This is a genomic window from Bradyrhizobium ontarionense, assembly GCF_021088345.1.
Taxonomy (GTDB): Bacteria; Pseudomonadota; Alphaproteobacteria; order Rhizobiales; family Xanthobacteraceae; genus Bradyrhizobium; species Bradyrhizobium ontarionense.
Genome location: NZ_CP088156.1, coordinates 6,133,922 through 6,151,516, shown reverse-complemented (window position 1 = coordinate 6,151,516; position 17,595 = coordinate 6,133,922). Strand labels below are relative to the sequence as shown.

General features: G+C 65.8%; 16 protein-coding genes. 3 read left to right on the top strand and 13 right to left on the bottom strand.

The features are described 5' to 3' along the window. Positions 1-216: 216 nt before the first annotated feature. The 3 genes from LQG66_RS26985 to LQG66_RS26975 form a co-directional block, all read right to left on the bottom strand. Entirely contained in the window at positions 217-1,437 is a 1,221-nt protein-coding gene (locus LQG66_RS26985; RefSeq protein WP_231318666.1) for an ABC transporter substrate-binding protein, read from the bottom strand. A gap of 73 nt (positions 1,438-1,510) precedes the next feature. Next, a complete protein-coding gene (locus LQG66_RS26980; protein ID WP_231318665.1) occupies positions 1,511-1,834 on the bottom strand; it encodes a 2Fe-2S iron-sulfur cluster-binding protein in 324 nt (107 codons plus the stop codon). An 8-nt stretch (positions 1,835-1,842) separates the two neighbouring features. Further along, complete coding sequence (locus LQG66_RS26975) at positions 1,843-3,072, bottom strand: cytochrome P450 (RefSeq protein ID WP_231318664.1); 1,230 nt, start codon at positions 3,070-3,072, stop codon at positions 1,843-1,845. 77 nt (positions 3,073-3,149) lie between these two features. Between LQG66_RS26975 and LQG66_RS26970 the strand changes: the two genes are divergently transcribed. From LQG66_RS26970 to atzF, 3 genes are all read left to right on the top strand, one after another. After that, positions 3,150-3,656 carry a MarR family winged helix-turn-helix transcriptional regulator gene (locus LQG66_RS26970; protein WP_231318663.1) on the top strand — a complete coding sequence of 169 codons (507 nt, stop codon included), beginning with the start codon at positions 3,150-3,152 and terminating at the stop codon, positions 3,654-3,656. Between the two features lie 352 nt (positions 3,657-4,008). After that, positions 4,009-4,551: a DUF805 domain-containing protein gene (locus tag LQG66_RS26965; RefSeq protein ID WP_231327962.1), complete on the top strand. Its 543-nt coding sequence runs from the start codon at positions 4,009-4,011 to the stop codon at positions 4,549-4,551. A gap of 247 nt (positions 4,552-4,798) precedes the next feature. Then, positions 4,799-6,589: an allophanate hydrolase gene (gene atzF / locus LQG66_RS26960; RefSeq protein WP_231318662.1), complete on the top strand. Its 1,791-nt coding sequence runs from the start codon at positions 4,799-4,801 to the stop codon at positions 6,587-6,589. Between the two features lie 190 nt (positions 6,590-6,779). Here the strand turns inward: atzF and LQG66_RS26955 are convergent, their stop codons facing one another. The 10 genes from LQG66_RS26955 to ugpB form a co-directional block, all read right to left on the bottom strand. Further along, positions 6,780-7,511 (bottom strand): GntR family transcriptional regulator, encoded by a 732-nt coding sequence (locus tag LQG66_RS26955; RefSeq protein WP_231318661.1) that lies wholly within the window; start codon positions 7,509-7,511, stop codon positions 6,780-6,782. Positions 7,512-7,514: 3 nt separating this feature from the next. Further along, positions 7,515-7,907, bottom strand: a complete 393-nt coding sequence (hpxZ, locus tag LQG66_RS26950; protein WP_231318660.1) for an oxalurate catabolism protein HpxZ — start codon at positions 7,905-7,907, stop codon at positions 7,515-7,517. Beyond that, positions 7,888-9,288 (bottom strand): AtzE family amidohydrolase, encoded by a 1,401-nt coding sequence (locus tag LQG66_RS26945; RefSeq protein ID WP_231327961.1) that lies wholly within the window; start codon positions 9,286-9,288, stop codon positions 7,888-7,890. Before LQG66_RS26945 ends, hpxZ begins: the two co-directional genes overlap by 20 nt. 10 nt (positions 9,289-9,298) lie before the next feature. Next, a complete protein-coding gene (locus LQG66_RS26940) occupies positions 9,299-9,478 on the bottom strand; it encodes a DUF4089 domain-containing protein (protein WP_231318659.1) in 180 nt (59 codons plus the stop codon). 38 nt (positions 9,479-9,516) lie between these two features. Next, complete coding sequence (locus LQG66_RS26935) at positions 9,517-11,313, bottom strand: dipeptide ABC transporter ATP-binding protein (RefSeq protein ID WP_231318658.1); 1,797 nt, start codon at positions 11,311-11,313, stop codon at positions 9,517-9,519. Positions 11,314-11,326: 13 nt separating this feature from the next. Next, on the bottom strand, positions 11,327-12,229 hold the full coding sequence (locus LQG66_RS26930; RefSeq protein WP_231318657.1) for an ABC transporter permease: 903 nt from the start codon (positions 12,227-12,229) through the stop codon (positions 11,327-11,329). Further along, positions 12,226-13,239, bottom strand: a complete 1,014-nt coding sequence (locus tag LQG66_RS26925; protein WP_231318656.1) for an ABC transporter permease — start codon at positions 13,237-13,239, stop codon at positions 12,226-12,228. The genes LQG66_RS26930 and LQG66_RS26925 overlap by 4 nt, the downstream gene beginning before the upstream one ends. 118 nt (positions 13,240-13,357) lie before the next feature. After that, complete coding sequence (locus tag LQG66_RS26920; RefSeq protein ID WP_231318655.1) at positions 13,358-14,980, bottom strand: ABC transporter substrate-binding protein; 1,623 nt, start codon at positions 14,978-14,980, stop codon at positions 13,358-13,360. 243 nt (positions 14,981-15,223) lie between these two features. After that, the gene (locus LQG66_RS26915; protein ID WP_231318654.1) at positions 15,224-16,177 is read right to left on the bottom strand and encodes an aminoglycoside phosphotransferase family protein; all 954 of its coding nucleotides are present in this window, start codon (positions 16,175-16,177) and stop codon (positions 15,224-15,226) included. Further along, positions 16,177-17,502: a sn-glycerol-3-phosphate ABC transporter substrate-binding protein UgpB gene (gene ugpB, locus LQG66_RS26910; RefSeq protein ID WP_425601250.1), complete on the bottom strand. Its 1,326-nt coding sequence runs from the start codon at positions 17,500-17,502 to the stop codon at positions 16,177-16,179. The genes LQG66_RS26915 and ugpB overlap by 1 nt, the downstream gene beginning before the upstream one ends. Positions 17,503-17,595 lie beyond the last annotated feature (93 nt).

Below are 17,595 nucleotides of genomic sequence, written 5' to 3'. Positions count from 1 at the left end.
CGCACGCCGCCATGGCCGGGCTTGTCCCGGCCATCCACGTCGTCGAAGCCCGGCGCAGCGAGACGTGGATGCCCGGGCCTCCGCCGCGCCGACGCGGCTTCGGCCGCGCAGGCGGGACAGGCCCGGGCATGACGAAGCAACTGATTAGCAGCCTCTCTCGAGGTATCTACCTTCAGGTGTCACAATCGCCCTCTCGGCCGACAGGCGGTTGACGCACTACTTGACGAGCGCACACCCACCATCGGCGATCGGCCGGAACGCCTGCTCCGCCGGGATCGTCGAGACCAGACGATAGTAGTCGTAAGGATATTTCGCCTCGTCCGGCTTCTTGACCTCGAACAGATACATCGGATGGATCACGCGGCCGTCGGCGCGGATGGTCACGTCGCCGAACAGCCTGTCCTTGCCCTTGACCGTCTTCATCTGCGGGACGACGTCCTTGGCGTCATCGCTGCCGGTGGCCGCCACCGCGTTGAGATAGGCGAGCGTGGAGGCATAGACGCCGGCCTGGTTGCCGCTCGGCATCTTGCCGTTCATGCCGGGACGCGCCGCGAAGCGCCTGGCGAACGCGCGGGTGTCGTCGTCCATGTCCCAGTAGAACGCTTCGAGCAGCTGCAGGCCCTGCGCCGCCTTCAGGCCCATGCCGTGGATGTCGTTGATGAACAGCAGGAAGGCGACCAGCGACTGCCCGCCCTGCTGGATGCCGAACTCGGACGCCTGCTTGACCGCGTTGATCGTGTCGCCGCCGGCATTCGCAAGCCCGATCACCTTGGCCTTCGAGCCCTGCGCCTGCAGCAGGAACGAGGCGAAGTCTGCCGTGCCGAGCGGATGCTTGGCCGATCCCAGCACCTTGCCGCCATGCTTCTCGATGTAGTTGGTGGCTTCCGCCTCGATGCCCTGGCCGAGCGCGTAGTTCACCGTGATGAAGTACCAGTCCTTGCCGCCGCGCCCCATCATTGCGGCCGCCGTCGTGTTGCCGGTGGCCCAGGCGTCGTTGACCCACTGGATGGTGTTCGGCGAGCACGCCTTGCCGGTGAGATCGGAGCTCGCGGTCGACGACGCCAGGAAAGCCATGCGGCTGTTGCGCAGCAGCTCGTTGACGGTGAGGCCGACCGCCGAATTGGGGACGTCGACCACGGCGTCGACCTTGTCGACATCGAGCCATTTGCGCGTGATCGCCGAGCCGACATCGGCCTTGTTCTGATGGTCTGCATAGACGATCTCGACCTTGATGCCCTTAGCCTCGCCGTTGAAATCCTCCGCAGCCATGCGCGCGGCCTCGACCGAGCCCATGCCGTTGGTGTCCTGGAAGATGCCGGAGATGTCGTTGAGCACGCCGACGCGCACGACGTTGTCAGAGATCTCCGCGTGCGCCGCCGTCGCCGCCATTCCGAGCGACGCGACCAGCGCGAGCGCGCACCTATTGAGCTGCTTCATGAAGTCCCTCCCCGTATGTTGCTTGTTTTGCTTGTTGTCGTTGCGGCCGGAGATCGGATCCGGCCGAGAATCATTAGCTCTGCCGGTCCGGAATGCGGACCACGAGTCCGGCGACCGCCGGCTGCACCTTGATCTGGCAGGACAGCCGGCTGTTCGGCAGCCGCTCGGCGGCGGTGCCGTCGAGCAGCGCGTCCTCGTCGTCGGAAACGGGATCAAGCTTCGCGGTCCAGGCCTCGTCGACATAGACATGGCAGGTGGCGCAGACGGCATTGCCGCCGCACTCGGCGACGATGCCATCGATGCCGTGGGTGAGCGCGGCCAGCATGACGCTGGCGCCGTCCTCGGCCTCCACGGCCTGGTTGCGGTTGTCGGGATGGATGAAGGTGATCGTCGTCATGGCATCGCTCAGGCTGGAGTGAACGTGACCGGCAGGCTCTCCAGCCCGCGCAGCGTGTTGTTGTAGCGCCGCTTCGGCGCGCCGCTCATCGTGATGGTCCCGACCTTGCGGGCGAGCGCCGTCAGCACCGCCTCGCCTTCGAGCCGCGCGACCAGTTGTCCGACGCACATGTGAATGCCGGAGCCGAAGCCGACATGGCCCGAGACCTTGCGCGTGATGTCGTAACTGTCCGGCTGCTCCCAGCGGCGCGGATCGCGGTTCGCAGCGCCTAAGAACATCAGCACCTTCTCGCCTTCGGGAATGGCGACGCCGCCGAGCGCGACGTCGCGCGTCGTGGTGCGGAAGAACGTCTGCACCGGGCTCTCGAAGCGCACCGCCTCCTCGAACGCATTGCGCGCCAGCGACGGGTCTGCGCACAGCCGCGCCCATTGATCCGGGAAGCGCGCCAGGCAGTAGACCGCAGCGCCGATGCCATAGACGGTGGTATCGAGCCCGGCCGAGAGCAGCGAGCGCACCAGGAGCGGCGCCTCGGCCGGCGTGATCTCACCGCTATCACTGAACGCATGGATGCAGGCACCAAAGCCGCCGGGTGTGAGATTGTCGCGCTGGCACTGCGCGGTGACATAGGCCTGGTGCGGCGCCGAGCGCTCGATGGCCTGCTGGCGCAATTCGTTCGGCGGCCCGAACGCATTGAACACCAGGCTGGCATAGGGAATGAGATGCTCACGTCCCTCGGGCTTGAGCCCGAGCGCATTGGGGAACACCGACAGCGGATAGGCTTCCGCAAGATCGGGGATGGCATCGAACGATCCGCGAGCCACGAGCTCATCGACCTTGGCCTCGGCCGCCGCCATGAAGCCGTCGCGCAGCCGCTTCATCACTGCAGGTGACAGCACCTTGCTCAGCACCGCGCGCGTGCGCGTATGAGCCGGCGGATCGGCCTCGAGGATCAGGCTCGGCGGCCGCCACGGTTTCTCCTTGGCGAAGTCGCTGAGGCCGACGCCGCGGCTGGAGCAGAAGATCTGAGGATCGTTCAGCACCGCATAGACCTCGGCATAGCGGGCGACGCCGTAGACGTTCCATGTGTCGAGATAGACGACCGGCCCGGCCTCGCGCATCTCCTGATGCGCGGGATAGGGATCGTCGAAGAAGTGGAGCGAGAACGGGTCGATGGCGAGATGCGGGATCGCCGGCGGCGGCGCGCCGGCTTCGCTTGCGGAAAGACCTGTTGGGTTCATGCGTTCCTCCCGAAATTTGGCCTTGTCATGCGGCTTTTCGTATCCCTATGACTGGCGATGCATGGACGCTGGGGATCATGAGCGAGAAAACCGGGACGCCGCGCAAAGCGCCGCCGCGCGAGCCTGAGGGGCAAGGCCTCACGCTCGATCTCGACCGCTATGTGCCGGCCTTCATCACCTTCATCGCCAACAAGCTGTCGAACAGCGCCACCGCGTTCTATCAGCGTAATTTCGGCGTCAACGTCACCGAATGGCGGATCATGTCGCTGCTGGCGATCGAGCCGGGGATTCCGGCCTCGCGCATCTGCAGCGTGATCGGCTTCGACAAGGGCCCGGTCAGCCGCACGCTCGCGCTGATGAAGGGCCGCGGCCTGATCGCGATCCGCAACGATCCGGAGGACGGCCGCAGCCATTCGATCTCGCTGACGGCCAAGGGGCGCGCGACCCACGACAAGGTCATCGTCGCCGCGCTGGAGCGCGAGCGGCGCCTGCTGGCTTGCCTCGACAAGAATGAGCAGGAAGTCCTGATCGCGCTGCTGCGCCGGATCCACGACAATCTCGACGCCGTCACCGGCGCGAGCTGAGCGGGCCAGAAACACTCCTTTGCGGAACTGACTGTGCGGGCTCGGCCCTCTGATGGCGCGCGCGCAAGCGGCCGCGCCTGCGGCGTGCAGGCTGCGCATGGCGTTTCCGTCCCCTGGCTCAAGGCGCAGATCATCCGCGCCTCCATTCTTCGTGAGGCCGATCGTTCCACGGATTAGTTGCTTTGGCAACGATAAATTTCGGGCCGACGGATCTATCGCGGCGCCGCAAATGCTATCGCGCGCGATCGCTCCAATTTTAGTCATCGGCGAAGGCGCGCAGCAATTTCGCCCTGTTATGCCATCTCGGGGCAACGCCCTCGGGCGACGGGCCGCCCTGCGGGAGAGGCGGATGTTGGGGTTCATCTTCGGTTTCAATATGCGCCTCGGGCGGCTGCAGTATTTCCTGGCATCGCTCGGTCTCGGCGTCGTTTTCATCGTTCTGGCTGTCGTGATGGCCGCGGGGCTCGGGGCTGTGACCGCACAGACGTCGGCCCTGGCCATCAGTTGGCCGATCATTGCGATGATCGGTTTGTTTCTCATCGCGAACCTGATGCTGCAGGCGATGCGTTTCCGCGACATCGGCTGGGATCCGGTCTGCGTGATCCCGGCCTGGATCGCCGTCATGGTGCTGGATTACGTCATCGCCGGCCGGTTTCCCGAGTATGCGGCGACGTCATCCCATCACGGCACATGGGTCGGCGGGTTGATCAATCTCGGCCTGAGCGTCGCGCTGCTGTTCTTCCCGAGCGGCGCCGACGACGCCCAAGCGTCCGGGGGACCTCCGGTGAGCCGCACGCCGTCTGCGCCCTTACGGAGCGCCCGCAGCGCAGGCTCTGCGACCGAGGCGCGGCTCGCGCGCATCACCGGCGGCGACACGGCGCGGCGCGGGTGGTAGACGGGTCCCCAGGCCTCGAGCTGCCAATTAATTAGGCAATCCGCCGCGATCCGCGACGATCATCGCCCAGAGGCGTCGCCAGCTCGCTCTCAACCCTCTGACATACAAGATTTTTCGTCCCAGCCGCGGCACCTCTGCCGTGTACACAATGGCATGTGCCTTGCTACGTACGCAGCAGCATCGGCGAAGCGGAGCGCAGGGAAATGGCAAGCCAGACATCGGGCTCACGACAGATTCGGAGCCCCGCGTGACCGAGACCGTCGCCGAGATCCTTGCCGCCCACCGCGCGGGCCTGATGACCCCGAAGGAGACCGTCGCGCGCACGTTCGCCCGCATCCGCGCGCACAACGACCCCGCCGTCTTCATCAGCCTGCGCGACGAGACGGATGCGCTCGCCGAGGCCGAGGCTCTTGCGGGCAAGGACGCCGCGGCGCTGCCGCTCTACGGCGTGCCCGTCGCGGTCAAGGACAACATCGACGTCGCGGGTCTGCCGACCACGGCCGCCTGCCCGGCCTTTGCCTATACGCCCGCCCGCGATTCCACCGCGGTGGCGCGGCTGCGCGCGGCCGGCGCCATCATCATCGGCAAGACCAATCTCGACCAGTTCGCCACCGGCCTCGTCGGTGTGCGCTCGCCCTATGGCATCCCGAAAAATCCGGTGCGCGCCGACCTCGTGCCGGGCGGATCGAGCTCCGGCTCGGCCGTCGCGGTGTCGGCCGGTCTCGTTCCGCTGTCGCTCGGCACGGATACCGCGGGCTCCGGCCGTGTACCGGCGATGCTCAACAACATCGTCGGCCTCAAGCCGAGCCTCGGCATGATCTCGACGGCAGGGCTGGTGCCGGCCTGCCGCACGCTCGACTGCATCTCGGTGTTCGCGCTCACGGTCGACGATGCGGTCGCGGCACTGGCCGTCATGGCGGCGCCTGATCCGGTCGATCCGTTCTCGCGCGACCGGCCGCTGGCGACCCTCACCGCATTTCCGCGAGGAGTGCGGCTCGGCATTCCCCGCCCCGGACAACTGATCTTCTTCGGTGACAAGGCGGCCGAGGCCGCGTACGGCGCCGCGGCGGCGCGCTTTGCCAAGCTTGGCGCCGAGCTCGTCGAGTTCGACCTCGAGCCATTCTACGAGACCGCGCGGCTGTTGTACGAAGGCCCCTGGGTCGCCGAGCGCTATCTCGTCATCCGCGATCTCCTGGCATCCGATCCCGAGGCAATCCATCCGGTGACGCGCGAGATCACCATCGGCGGCGCGCGCGGCAGCGCAGCCGACACCTTTGCTGCGCTGTATCGGCTGCAGGCCTTGCGCAAGGTGGCCGAACGTACCTTCGCAGGCGTCGACGCGCTGCTGCTGCCGACGGCGCCGACCGCCTACACGACAGCGGAGGTGCTCGCCGATCCTATACTGCTCAACAGCCGGCTCGGCACCTACACCAACTTCGTCAACCTGCTCGATCTCTGCGGACTGGCCGTGCCGGCCGCGATACGCGGCGACGGGATTCCGTTCGGCGTCACGCTGCTGGCGCCGGCCGGGCGCGACGCGGCACTGGCCAGTCTCGGCCGCGCCTTCCATGCAGACACGGCGCTGCCAGTCGGCGCCAAATCGATCCCGCAGCCGCCGCTTGCCGCGCCATCCTCATCGCTGCATGGCGACGAGATCGCCATCGTCGTCGTCGGCGCGCATCTCTCCGGCATGGCCCTCAATCACGAGCTGACCAGTCTCGGCGGCCGGCTGCTGCAAGCGACCAAGACCGCCGCCGACTACAAGCTCTATGCGCTGTCGACCACGCCGCCGAAGCCCGGCATGCTGCGCATCGAAGAGAGCAAGGGCAGTGCGATGGAGGTCGAGCTCTGGGCGCTGTCGGCAGCCAGCTTCGGCAGGTTCGTCGACCTCGTGCCGCCGCCGCTGTCGATCGGCACCATCAGGCTGGCGGACGGCCGCACCGCCAAGGGCTTCCTCGTCGAGCCAGCGGCCCTCGACGGCGCCCGTGACATCTCGGAGTTCGGCGGCTGGCGCGCGTACATGGCGCAGAAGGCCTGATCGATTTCGCACGTCGTCATCGCGAGCGCTGCCGTAGGGTGGGCAAAGCAGCCGCCGCAAGGCGGCAGCGTGCCCACCGTCGATCAGCGAACTCATCAGTCAGCCGGATGGTGGGCACGGCGCCACCGCGATCTCGGCCGGTGAGACAGCACGAACGCGCCTTTGCCCACCCTACCGCTCAAACTAAGAGCTACACTGACACAGCGTAGATCTCATATTCGCCGCGCACCAGCTCGATATGGGCACGCATCGCATTCGCCGCGCCAACTTTGTCGCCGCGCAGGATGGCGACGACGACGCGGTCATGCTCGGCGTGGGACTTGGCGAGACGGCCGAGATTGCGGAACTGAGCGCGGCGGAACGGCTGCACGCGCACCCGCGTCGCGAGTGTGATCTCGGCGATATAGGCGTTGTGCGCGCCGGCATAGATCGCGTTGTGGAAGCGCTCGTTCACTTCGTGGAAGCGCTCCGGGTTGCCGGCGTGACTGAGATTGCGCAACTCTTCGTGAATGGCCTCCAGACGCTGCCGCTCCACCGGAGTCATCCGCTGCGCGGCGAGGCCGGCGCACAGGCCCTCGAGCTCGGCCATCGCCTCGAACATGCCAGTCAGGCGCTCGACAGAAGGCCGCGCCACGACGGCCCCGCGATGCGCGCGCGCCTCGATCAGGCCCGAGGCTGCCAGCTGTCGCAACGCCTCGCGCACCGGCGTGCGCGACACGTTGAAGCGCTTGGCGATTTCGGTCTCATCCAGCGGGGCGCCGGGGGCCAGCGCGCCGCGCACGATCTCGTCGGCGAGCTGCAGGCGCAGCTCTTCGGCCCGGGTGATCTTGGCCACGACAGCAGGCGCACGATCCACGCGCGGCACATCGGATTCAGGAACGAGCCGCTGACGTGTCCGCGGCGGAAGATCGTCCAGGCTCATGCCTCAGCCGCCCTTTGTTTCGTCGATGATGCTGACATGGGCGGCAACGATTCTCCAGCCCTCGGGAAACCGGATCCAGGTCTGCATCTGGCGCCCGACCTTGCCGGGCGCATTGTCGCGATAGAACAGGGTCGAGGCGACCGCGGTGTCGCGGCCGTAGGTCGAGATGACGGTGCGCGCGGTGCGCCGCATCAGTCCGGCCGGCGAGCGCGCGACGCGAAAGGCCGAGATCTCGCCATGGCCGTAGAGATTTTCGCCAATGCCGTAGCGCAGCGTGCGCGTATCTTTCCGGAACAGCTCGTCGAGCACGGCGACGTCGTTGCTGACCAGGGCCTGTTCATAGCGCTGGAACTGCGCGGTGACTTCCGCGACGACGTCAGGTAGATCGACTTCCATTCTCCAGAACTCCTCTCGGGGCCGGCGCAGCGGCGACGCCAAGCTGTTGCAAGGCGTGGGCCACACGCAATGCGACATGTTCGCACCAGGGCGCGGCGACGATCTGCACGCCGATGGGCATGGGCTCGAGCGGAATCGGAACCGCAACGACGGGGAGTCCGATGAACGAGATCGGCTGGGTGTGAATGCCGATGTTGGCGCGCACCGGCAATTCGACGCCATCGAGCACGAAGGTCGCCTGGCCGAGCTTGGGCGCAATGCACGGCGTTGCGGGCGCGATCAGCACATCGACGGACTTGAAGAGTTCCAGAACCTGGGCCCGGTACCAGCGGCGGAACTTCTGCGCCCGGTCGACCATCGGCGCCGGAATCATCGCACCCGCAATGAGACGATCACGCACCGCCGGATCGAAATCATCGGCGCGCGTCCGCAGACGCTCGAGATGGAGCGAGGCGCCTTCCGTCGTAGAGATGACATAGGCCGCTGCGCGCGCACGCGCGGCTTCCGGCACCTCGACGACGTCTGTTGCGTTCAACGCCTTCGCGACGCGGGCGACAGCTTCGATCGCCTCGGGAAACAGGTGCTTCTGGAAATGACCACCGGCGATGGCGATGCGCAGATCACCGATCCCTTGCGACAACCGGCCGGACACCGGCTCCGGCACGCGCGTCGTACACGCGGCATCATCGGGATCAGGCCCCTGCATGACGTCGTAGGCGAGCGCGAGATCCTCGACCGAGCGCGCGAACGGACCGAGATGATCGAGGCTCGCGACGAACGGAAACGAGCGCGCGCGCGACAGCCGGCCATAGGTCGGCTTGAGACCGAAGATGCCGCAGAACGATGAAGGGACTCGGATCGAGCCGTTGGTGTCGGAGCCGAGCGCGAGCGGCACCAGGCCGCCGCCGACCGCGCTGCCAGAGCCGCCCGACGAGCCGCCGCTCATCCGAGTCGGATCATGCGGATTGCGCGACGGACCGTCATGGATGTTCTCGCCGGTGAAATCATAGGCGTATTCGCCCATGTTGAGCGCGCCGACCAGCACCGCCCCGGCGGCTTCCATGCGCTCGATCAGCGTGGAATCGCGCGCCGCGGGCGGCCGGTCGCGGTTGATCTTCGAGCCGGCACGGGTCGGCAATCCCTCGACGTCGAACAGGTTCTTCACCGCGAACGGCACACCGGCGAGCGGGCCGACACTCTGGCCCGCAGCGATCGCGGCATCGACCGCGCGCGCCTTCGTCCGCGCGCGCTCCGCCGTCACGTCGGTGAAAGAGTTGAGCACGCCGTCACGCTGCCCGATGCGGGCGAGTGCCGCCTCAGTCGCCTCCACGGCAGAGAGTTTGCGGGTGGTTACCGCGGCGGCGATGGCAGCCGCAGTCATCTCGGTGGGATCAAGCGGAGAAGACACTGGCAGGCTCGATTTCGTCAGGCAGGGAGAATTCGTCGACCAGCTTCGCCATCTTCAGCGAGACCTCGAGATTGGCGCGGATCGCGGGACGCCAGGCGTCCTCGATCGGCAGGCCGAGGGCGCGTCCGACGGCGTCGATATAATCATCCAATGGCTCAGCCATCCGCTTTCCCTCTTGGGCTTGCCCTCGCAAGCTCTCCGTCAATGCGCCGGGAGCGGCGGGTGTGGAATCGCCGTCAGCAGCTCGCGCGTATAGGCGTCCTGCGGATCACCCAGCACGCGCTCGGAGCTGCCTTCCTCGACGATTCGGCCCGACCGCATCACGATCACACGATCGCACAACAGCCGCACCACATTCAAATCATGGGAGACGAACAGATAGCTCATACCTAACTGCTGCTTGAGGTCCTGCAGCAGATTGAGCACGACCGCCTGCACGGAAACGTCGAGCGCCGCGGTCGGCTCGTCGAGAATGACGAGCTTCGGGTGCAGCGCGATGGCGCGTGCGATGCCGACGCGGGCCTTCTGGCCGCCGGACAATTGATGCGGAAAGCGGTCGAGCAGGCTGAGCGGCAGGCCGACCATGGTCGCAAGCTCCTCGCAGCGCGTGCGGATCGCATTGCGTCCCTTGATGTCACTGAGCTGCAGGATCGGATCGGCGATGGCCCGGACGGCGGTGAAGCGCGGATTGAGGCTGTCGGTCGGATCCTGGAACACCATCTGGATCCGACTGCGGTCGGGCAGCCGGGCAAAGGCCTGCGGCAGGATGTTGCCGATCTCCTCGCCGTCGAAGCTGATGCGGCCCGAGGTCTGGTCGAGCAGCCGCATCACCATCATCGACGTGGTCGACTTGCCGCAGCCGGATTCGCCGACCAGGCCGACGCTCTCGCCATGACCGACCGTAAAGCTGATGCCGTCGACGGCGCGAAACACCTCCGGCTCGATCGAAGGCTTGCGGCCGAACAGTTTTGACAAGGTCGCCGACGCGCCCTGGCGCGGATATTCCTTCACGAGCTTGTCGACGAGGAGAAGCGGCCTCGCGCTCCCAGCCCTCTGCTCGTCACCCCCGGGCTTGACCCGGGGGTCCATCACCTTCGACGAGTCTTGCGCAACGGGATGGATGGCTGGGTCAAGCCCGGCCATGACGGTATGGGTTTTGGGCGACGCTAATGCCTCCTCCTCCGGCAGCAATTCCCGCAAGGACACGCCGAGCCGTGGCGTCGCCCGCATCAGCTTGCGCGTATAGGGATGCTGCGGATTGGCGAAGATGTCGGCCGCCTTGGCGGTCTCGACCACCCGCCCCTTCTCCATCACCACCACGCGATCGCAATAGGCTGCGGCGAGGCCGAGATCATGCGTGATCAGGATCGTCGACATGCCCCGGCTCTTGGTCAGCTCGACGACGAGATCCATCACCGCCTTCTGCGTGGTGACGTCGAGACCGGTGGTCGGCTCGTCGGCGATCAGGAGCTGCGGATTGCACGCCAGTGCCAGCGCGATGACGACGCGCTGGCACATGCCGCCGGACAATTCGAATGGATAGGCGTGATAGCGCTCGCGCGGGCGCGCGATCTTGACCTGCTCGAGCGCGGCGATCGCCTTCTCGGCGCGGTCGCTGGCGGCCGCCTGGGCATGCTGCTTCAGCACGTCCTCGATCTGCTGACCCACCTTGCGGATCGGGTTGAGCGCCGCGCGCGGGTTCTGGAAGATCATCGAGATCTCGCGGCCGCGCAGATCGCGCATCGCGTCCTCGCCGGCCGCCTTGACGTCGATCCCTGAGAACATCACCGAACCCTCGGCGATGCGCCCGGCACGATCGAGAATACGCATCACCGCGTAGGACGTCACCGACTTGCCCGAGCCGGACTCGCCGACGATCGCGAGCGTCTCGCCCTTGGCGACGGAGATGTCGACATGCTGCACGGCCTTGACGATGCCGCGGCGGGTGGAGAACTCGACGGTGAGGTCGCGGACGTCGAGCAGCGGCTGTGCGGTCATGATGCCCTCCGAATTACGTCCGCCGCTGCGGATCGACGATGTCGCGCAGGCCGTCACCGAGCAGGTTGAAGCAGAACACGGCGATCATCAGCGCGAGGCCGGGAAACAGCGCGATCCACCACTCGCCCGACACCATGAACGACGCGCCCTCCGCGACCATGATGCCCCATTCGGCCGTCGGCGGCCGCACGCCGAGACCGATGAAGGAAAGACCCGCGGCATTGAGGATCGCGTAGCCCATGGTCAGCGACATCTGCACGATCATGATCGGCATGATGTTGGGCAGGATGTGGCCGAGCAGGATGCGCATCTCGCTGTTGCCCGACAGCCGCGCCGCCTGCACGAAGCCGGCGTTGCGGCGGACATTGGCCTCGGCACGCGCGACCCGGGCATAGAGAGGGAAGTTCACGATCGCGGTGGCGATGATGATGTTCTGCACGGTATTGCCGAGTGCGGCGACGATGCCCATCGCCAGCACGAACAGCGGAAACGCCATGATGGTGTCGGCGACGCGGCCGACGATGCGATCGGTCCAGCCGCCGAAGAAGCCCGCCGCGACGCCGGCGAGCCCGCCCATCAGGAACACGAGCACGACTGACGCCACGGCGATGAACGTGTCGAGCCGCGCCGCAACCACGACGCGGCTGAAGATGTCGCGGCCGAGCTGGTCGGTGCCGAACCAATGCGCCGCGGACGGCGGCTTGAGCGCGGAGGCTGTGTCGCTGGCCAGCGGATCGTAGGGAACGATCCATGGCCCGAGCACGGCCGCCAACAGGATCACGACGAGCAGCCCGAAGGCGAAGCCGGTGACCTTGTTCTCGGCCAGCACATAGCGCGTGTGCCCGATCAGGGTTGCCAGCCCCGAGGTCCTCGCCGGAACGGCGGCAGGTTCGACGGTCGGTGCGACAGTGCTCATCCTTCCAGCCTCACACGGGGATCAATGACGCCATAGAGAATGTCGATGACGAGGTTGAGGACGACGTACATGACGGCCATCGTCAGCACGAAGCCCTGAACCGGCGCGAAGTCGGAGGCGATCAGCGCCTCGACCGCATAGGAGCCGATGCCCGGCCAGGCGAACACTTTCTCTACCAGCACATTGGCGCCGAGCAGGAAGGAGAACACCATCGACAGCGTGGTGATCACGGGCAGCATCGCGTTGCGGAACGCATAGGTGACCGTGACGGTCGACGGTGACAGGCCGGAGGCCCGCGCCGTGCGCACGAATTCCGACGACAGCACGGACAGCATCGAAGCGCGCGTCATCCTGGCGATCGGCGCCAGCGAGAAGATCGCCAGCGTCGCCGCAGGCAGAAGCAACTGGCTCAGCGCCGAGCGGAACGCCTCGCCGTCACGCGCGATCAGTGTGTCGATCAGGTAGAATCCGGTCACGGTCGGTGGCGCGCTGTAGAACACGTCGAGCCGGCCGAGCGGCGCCGGCGACCAGCCGAGCCGGAAATAGAACACGTAGACCAGCACGAGCCCGGTGAAGAACACCGGCAGCGAGACGCCCGCCGTCGTCACGATACGGCAGGCGTGGTCGATCAGCGACCCCGGCCGCGTGGCCGCGAGCACGCCGAGCGGCAGCGCGATGGCGACCGAGACCAACAGACCGAGCAGGGTGAGCTCGGCGGAGGCCGGCAGCCGGTTGCGGATCTCGGCCGCGACAGGTTGGCCGGTGGTGAGCGAGCTGCCGAGATCGCCACGGGCGAGATCGACGGTGTAGCGGAAGAACTGCTCGACCAGCGGCTTGTCCAAGCCGAGCTTCTTACGGATCTGCTCCACCGCCTCCTTGGTCGCAGCCGGCCCGGCAAAATAAGCGGCGGGATCGCCGGGCAGCGCGCGTGTCAGCAGGAAGGTGACGATCACCACGCCGATTAGCGAGGGGATCGCGAAGGCGAGACGCTTGGTGATGAGAGCGATCATGCCACGACCTCGTCGCAAGCGAACGGCGAATAGCGAATGGCGAATAGTGGCCGGACGGCTTCAATCATGACACTCCCCTATTCGCTACTCGCCACTCGCCACTCGCTATTCGCCAATCTCACCCCTTCACCAGCGCGCGATAGTCGAGCCGGCGGTGGAACCAGTACTGATAGCCCGAGATGTTCTTCTGCATCGCGACGTTGACGAACGGCTGGTACAGCGGAATGCGCGGCACCTCGGCAAAGGCGAGATCGACGAAGCCCTTCACGTCGGTGTCGTACGTTGCCTTGTCGCCGGTCGCGGCCGCGTCGCGCGCGCCGTCGATGAGCTTGTCCATGACCGGCGACTTGTAGCTCATCGTGTTGAACACGGAATTGTTGCCGTGATAGCACCAGTAGAAGAAGTACTCGGGATAATCGAGCCAGCCCGAGAACACGTTGGTGTAGAGCGGCATCTCCTTCTTGTTCAGCTCGGTGCGCCAGTTGGCGCCGGGCACCTTGTTGATCGTGGTCTTGATGCCGAGCTGCGCGAGGCTCTCCTGCACCAGCACGCACAACGGCTCGTTGACCTGCGCGAAATTAAGATCGAACGAGATCGTGGTCTCGAAACCGTTGGCATAGCCGGCCTCGGCAAGCAGCGCCTTCGCCTTTTCCATGTCGGTGGCGTATTTGGTCGGCTGCGGCCAGGCCACCTCGGTCGCCTTGTCGGCCGCCGCACCGAACATCGGATTGGCGAGGCCGAACAGCACGGCATCCATGATCTTCTGGTACGGCATCGCATAGGCCATCGCCTGCCGCACCTTCGGATTGTCGAACGGCGGTTTGGTGACGTTCATGCCGATGTATTGAATGCCGTTGGAGAACGGCAGCGACACCACGCTGAGCTTGCCGCTCGCCTTCATTTCCTGGAAATCCTTGAACGGCAATTCGTAGGAGATGTCGGCATCACCGCGCTCCAACAGCGCGCGGCGGTTGCCGGCCTGCGGCACCATGCGCCAGATCACGCGCTTGATCTTCGGCAGCGGGCCGGACACCCACTCGTCGTTGCGCTCCATGATGACTTCGGTGCCGGCGGTCCACTTCGTCACCTTGTAGGCGCCGGAGCCTGCGGTCTGCTGCTTGGTGAACTCGAGGCCCCACGGATCCTTGTCGGTGGCGTTCTTCTTGACCAACTCGGAGTTGACGACGCAGGGCACGATGACGGCGAGATCGGGGATCGTCAGCCGGTCCTTCTTGAGGAAGTCGACACGCACCGTGTAGTCGTCGACGATGACGAACTGCTCGGGCTTGGTCAGCGAGCCCGCGCTCATCTGGAAGGTCGGGAAGCCGCCGACGCTGACGGCGCGATCGAGCGACCATTTGACGTCCTTGGCCGTGACCGGCGCGCCGTCGTGGAATTTGGCGTTCTTGCGCAGCTTGAACGTTGCGGACATGTCGCCGATGGTCATGTCCTCGGCCAGTTCGGGCTTGAACTTGTCGCGGTCGTAATAGGGCACGCCGCCTGGGCCGCTCTTCATCTCGTGGCTGATCAGGCGGTCGTAGCAATTCCAGGAGACTTCGTAGCCCGGCACGTTGGTGCCGACGCCATGGATGTCGAGATTGTTGGGGCCGCCCTCGGAGACGATCAGCAGCGTCTCGGACCGCGCATCCGCCTTGGCGGCGGAGATGACCGCCGGCGCCATTGGCAGCGCGGCGCCTGCCGCCAGACCGGACACGGATTTCAGGAAATCGCGACGCTTCATCAAATGCTCCCACGGGAAACGACCGGTGAGAGCGGTGATCGCAAGCTTCGTGCCAAGCCCAGGACCTAGCCAAGTCATTGAAATCTAACGATGGCACCTTTGACTACAGGCGACCTGGAAGGACCATTGCATACAAATCCGCAGATTTGCTCGATTTGCGAGCACCTACCGGAACCTGCGACGGATTTACGCACCTCGACGTCGGCGCAAGCCGCGGGCGCGCCGGTAGATGTCGCCGCGGAATCAATCCGGCCAGATCAGCGCCTGCAGCTCATCGAAGTCGCGGACCTTGCTTGGCCAATCCGGAATGCAGATGTGGCGGACGGGATCGCTGGCCTGATGCAGCATCATCAAGGCGAGCAGCCGGCGCTTCAGCTGCCAGCTGATGTCGGCCGGAGCAAATCCGTAGCCCTCGAACAGGGCGCGCACGCGTCCGGGATGGCCGGCGGCCATGAAGGCACTCGGTCCCAGCAGATCGTATTCGCCGAAGCCGGCCATGACGTCGCCGAAGTCGAACAGACCGCTCACCCGCCAGCCGCCGCCCTCACGTTCGACGAGAAAATTCTCCGGAATGTATTCGCCAGTCAGAATGACGGGCTGCGGATTCGGCGGCAGCAACACAGCCGCCTCCTGCAGCAGATCATCCAGGCCGGCCAGCAGCGTCTGCGGCAGTCCAAGTCGCTGATGGCGCGCATGGCACCCAGCCATTTGCGCCTGCAGGAAGTCCGACCAGCGCGGACCTAGCGTGAGCAGCTCGCCGGGCGGAATCCGCTGCACGCTGCCGATCACACGGCCGACCTGCCGGAGCAGGTGCTGCCTGTCCGGTTCGGACAGTTGCGGCCAGACATCGGATGCGGGAATGCCGTCGAGCCGGGTCATGATCAGATAGAACCAGCCGTCCCGCTCACCCTCGTGCAGAAGCTCCGGCGTTGCGACCTCAGCGAGGCGCCGGGCGAGCACGCGCAACGTCGCCCGCTCGGACAAGAACTTGCCGCGATGGAAGGGCGGGAAGACCTTCAGGATCAACCCATCGTTCAGCGCAGCGACGAGATTGGTGCCCGCCGCGAACGCCACCAGCCGCGCATCGCCATAGCCATGGGCAACCGCAATGTCGCGCCCAGCCGGCAGCCAGCCCGCCTCATCGGCACGCAAGCGCTGGAGCTGCGCGCCATCGGCGACCGGCGGCAGCGCCATCATCAGCGGTCCGGGCTCGCCCGCTCGAACTGGCGCAGCAGGCGGTTGCCGCGTTCGACGGCGGCATCGAGCGCGGCCTGCGGCGATTTGCGGCCGCCGAACGCCTGCTCCATCTCATCCTCGATGGCGTCGCGGACCAGCACGAACGAGCCGAGCCGCAGGCCGCGCGAATTTTCCGTGGGCGGATGGAGCGTCACCTGCTCGATGGAAATTGCCGTTCCCGGATTGCGGTCATAGAACCCTTGTGCGCGCGTGAGATCGAACGCCGCCTGCGTGATCGGCAGATAGCCCGTGTTCTGGTGCCAGGCAGCCTGGATGTCGGGCCGTGACAGATAGGCAAAGAATTTGGCCGCACCCTTGTATTCCGCGGCAGGACGGTTCCGCAGCACCCACAGGGTCGCGCCGCCGATGATGGAGTTCTGCGGCGCACCCGCGATGTCCGGCCAGTACGGCAACATGCCGTAGCCGACTTCGAACTTCGAATTCGCCTTGATGTCGGCGCGCGTAGCCGACGATCCGATGAAGATGCCGCACTCGCCCTTCTGGAACCGCGGTTCGGCGGCCTGGCCGCGACCGCCGTAGTCGAAAAGTTTGCTCTTCTGCCAGTCCACGAGCTGGGCGATGTGGCGGGTGACGTGCGGATTGTTGAAGGTCAGGACGGCGTCGAGCCCGGCAAAGCCGTTGGCGCGGGTCGAGATCGGCAGATTGTGGAAGGCGGAGAAATTCTCGATGTTGATCCAGGCCGGCCACGAGGTGGTGAAGCCGCAGGCTACGCCGCTGTCACGCAGCCGCTTGGCTGCTTTTCCAAGCTCCGGCCAGGTCTTCGGCGCAATTTCGGGGTCGAGCCCGGCGGCGCGAAACTCGCTCTTGTTGTAGTAGAGGATCGGCGTGGACGCGTTGAACGGAAACGACAGCAGATTGCCGTCAGCATCGGCATAATAGCCGGTCACCGCCGGAAGAAAGGCGGACGGCGAAAAACTCTCCTGCTCGTCATGCATCAGTTCGTAGACAGGATAGATCGCGCCCTTGGCTGCCGTCATCGTGGCGGTTGCGATCTCGTTGACCTGCACGATCGCGGGCTGGCTGCGCGACCGGAATGCGAAGATCGCGGCCGTGACCGTTTCGGTGTAGCTGCCCTTGTAGGTCGGAACGATGCGATAGTCCGGCTGGGACGCGTTGAACTCGGCCGCGAGCCTGTCGACCTGCTTGCCGAGTTCGCCCGACATCGCATGCCACCACATGATCTCGGTTACAGCATGAGCAGGTGCTGCGGCGGCGGCGATGACAAGGACGACGACGCTCCACAAAGAACGCGAAATAAACGTCACCAGAAGACATCCTCAATTCGCGAAGGAAAACTGCGGCCCGACTGAAATGAACTGGGCGCCCGGACAAACAACCAAAAGCTGCAACAACTTCTT

What these genes read in the sequence shown, in the direction of transcription:
- LQG66_RS26930 (WP_231318657.1), bottom strand. Translation starts at nt 12,229, where the DNA reads ATGAGCACTGTCGCACCGACCGTCGAACCTGCCGCCGTTCCGGCGAGG.
- LQG66_RS26925 (WP_231318656.1), bottom strand. Translation starts at nt 13,239, where the DNA reads ATGATCGCTCTCATCACCAAGCGTCTCGCCTTCGCGATCCCCTCGCTA.
- LQG66_RS26970 (WP_231318663.1), top strand. Translation starts at nt 3,150, where the DNA reads ATGAGCGAGAAAACCGGGACGCCGCGCAAAGCGCCGCCGCGCGAGCCT.
- LQG66_RS26940 (WP_231318659.1), bottom strand. Translation starts at nt 9,478, where the DNA reads ATGGCTGAGCCATTGGATGATTATATCGACGCCGTCGGACGCGCCCTC.
- LQG66_RS26935 (WP_231318658.1), bottom strand. Translation starts at nt 11,313, where the DNA reads ATGACCGCACAGCCGCTGCTCGACGTCCGCGACCTCACCGTCGAGTTC.
- LQG66_RS26955 (WP_231318661.1), bottom strand. Translation starts at nt 7,511, where the DNA reads ATGAGCCTGGACGATCTTCCGCCGCGGACACGTCAGCGGCTCGTTCCT.
- LQG66_RS26985 (WP_231318666.1), bottom strand. Translation starts at nt 1,437, where the DNA reads ATGAAGCAGCTCAATAGGTGCGCGCTCGCGCTGGTCGCGTCGCTCGGA.
- LQG66_RS26945 (WP_231327961.1), bottom strand. Translation starts at nt 9,288, where the DNA reads ATGACTGCGGCTGCCATCGCCGCCGCGGTAACCACCCGCAAACTCTCT.
- hpxZ (WP_231318660.1), bottom strand. Translation starts at nt 7,907, where the DNA reads ATGGAAGTCGATCTACCTGACGTCGTCGCGGAAGTCACCGCGCAGTTC.
- LQG66_RS26920 (WP_231318655.1), bottom strand. Translation starts at nt 14,980, where the DNA reads ATGAAGCGTCGCGATTTCCTGAAATCCGTGTCCGGTCTGGCGGCAGGC.
- LQG66_RS26975 (WP_231318664.1), bottom strand. Translation starts at nt 3,072, where the DNA reads ATGAACCCAACAGGTCTTTCCGCAAGCGAAGCCGGCGCGCCGCCGCCG.
- LQG66_RS26980 (WP_231318665.1), bottom strand. Translation starts at nt 1,834, where the DNA reads ATGACGACGATCACCTTCATCCATCCCGACAACCGCAACCAGGCCGTG.
- LQG66_RS26915 (WP_231318654.1), bottom strand. Translation starts at nt 16,177, where the DNA reads ATGATGGCGCTGCCGCCGGTCGCCGATGGCGCGCAGCTCCAGCGCTTG.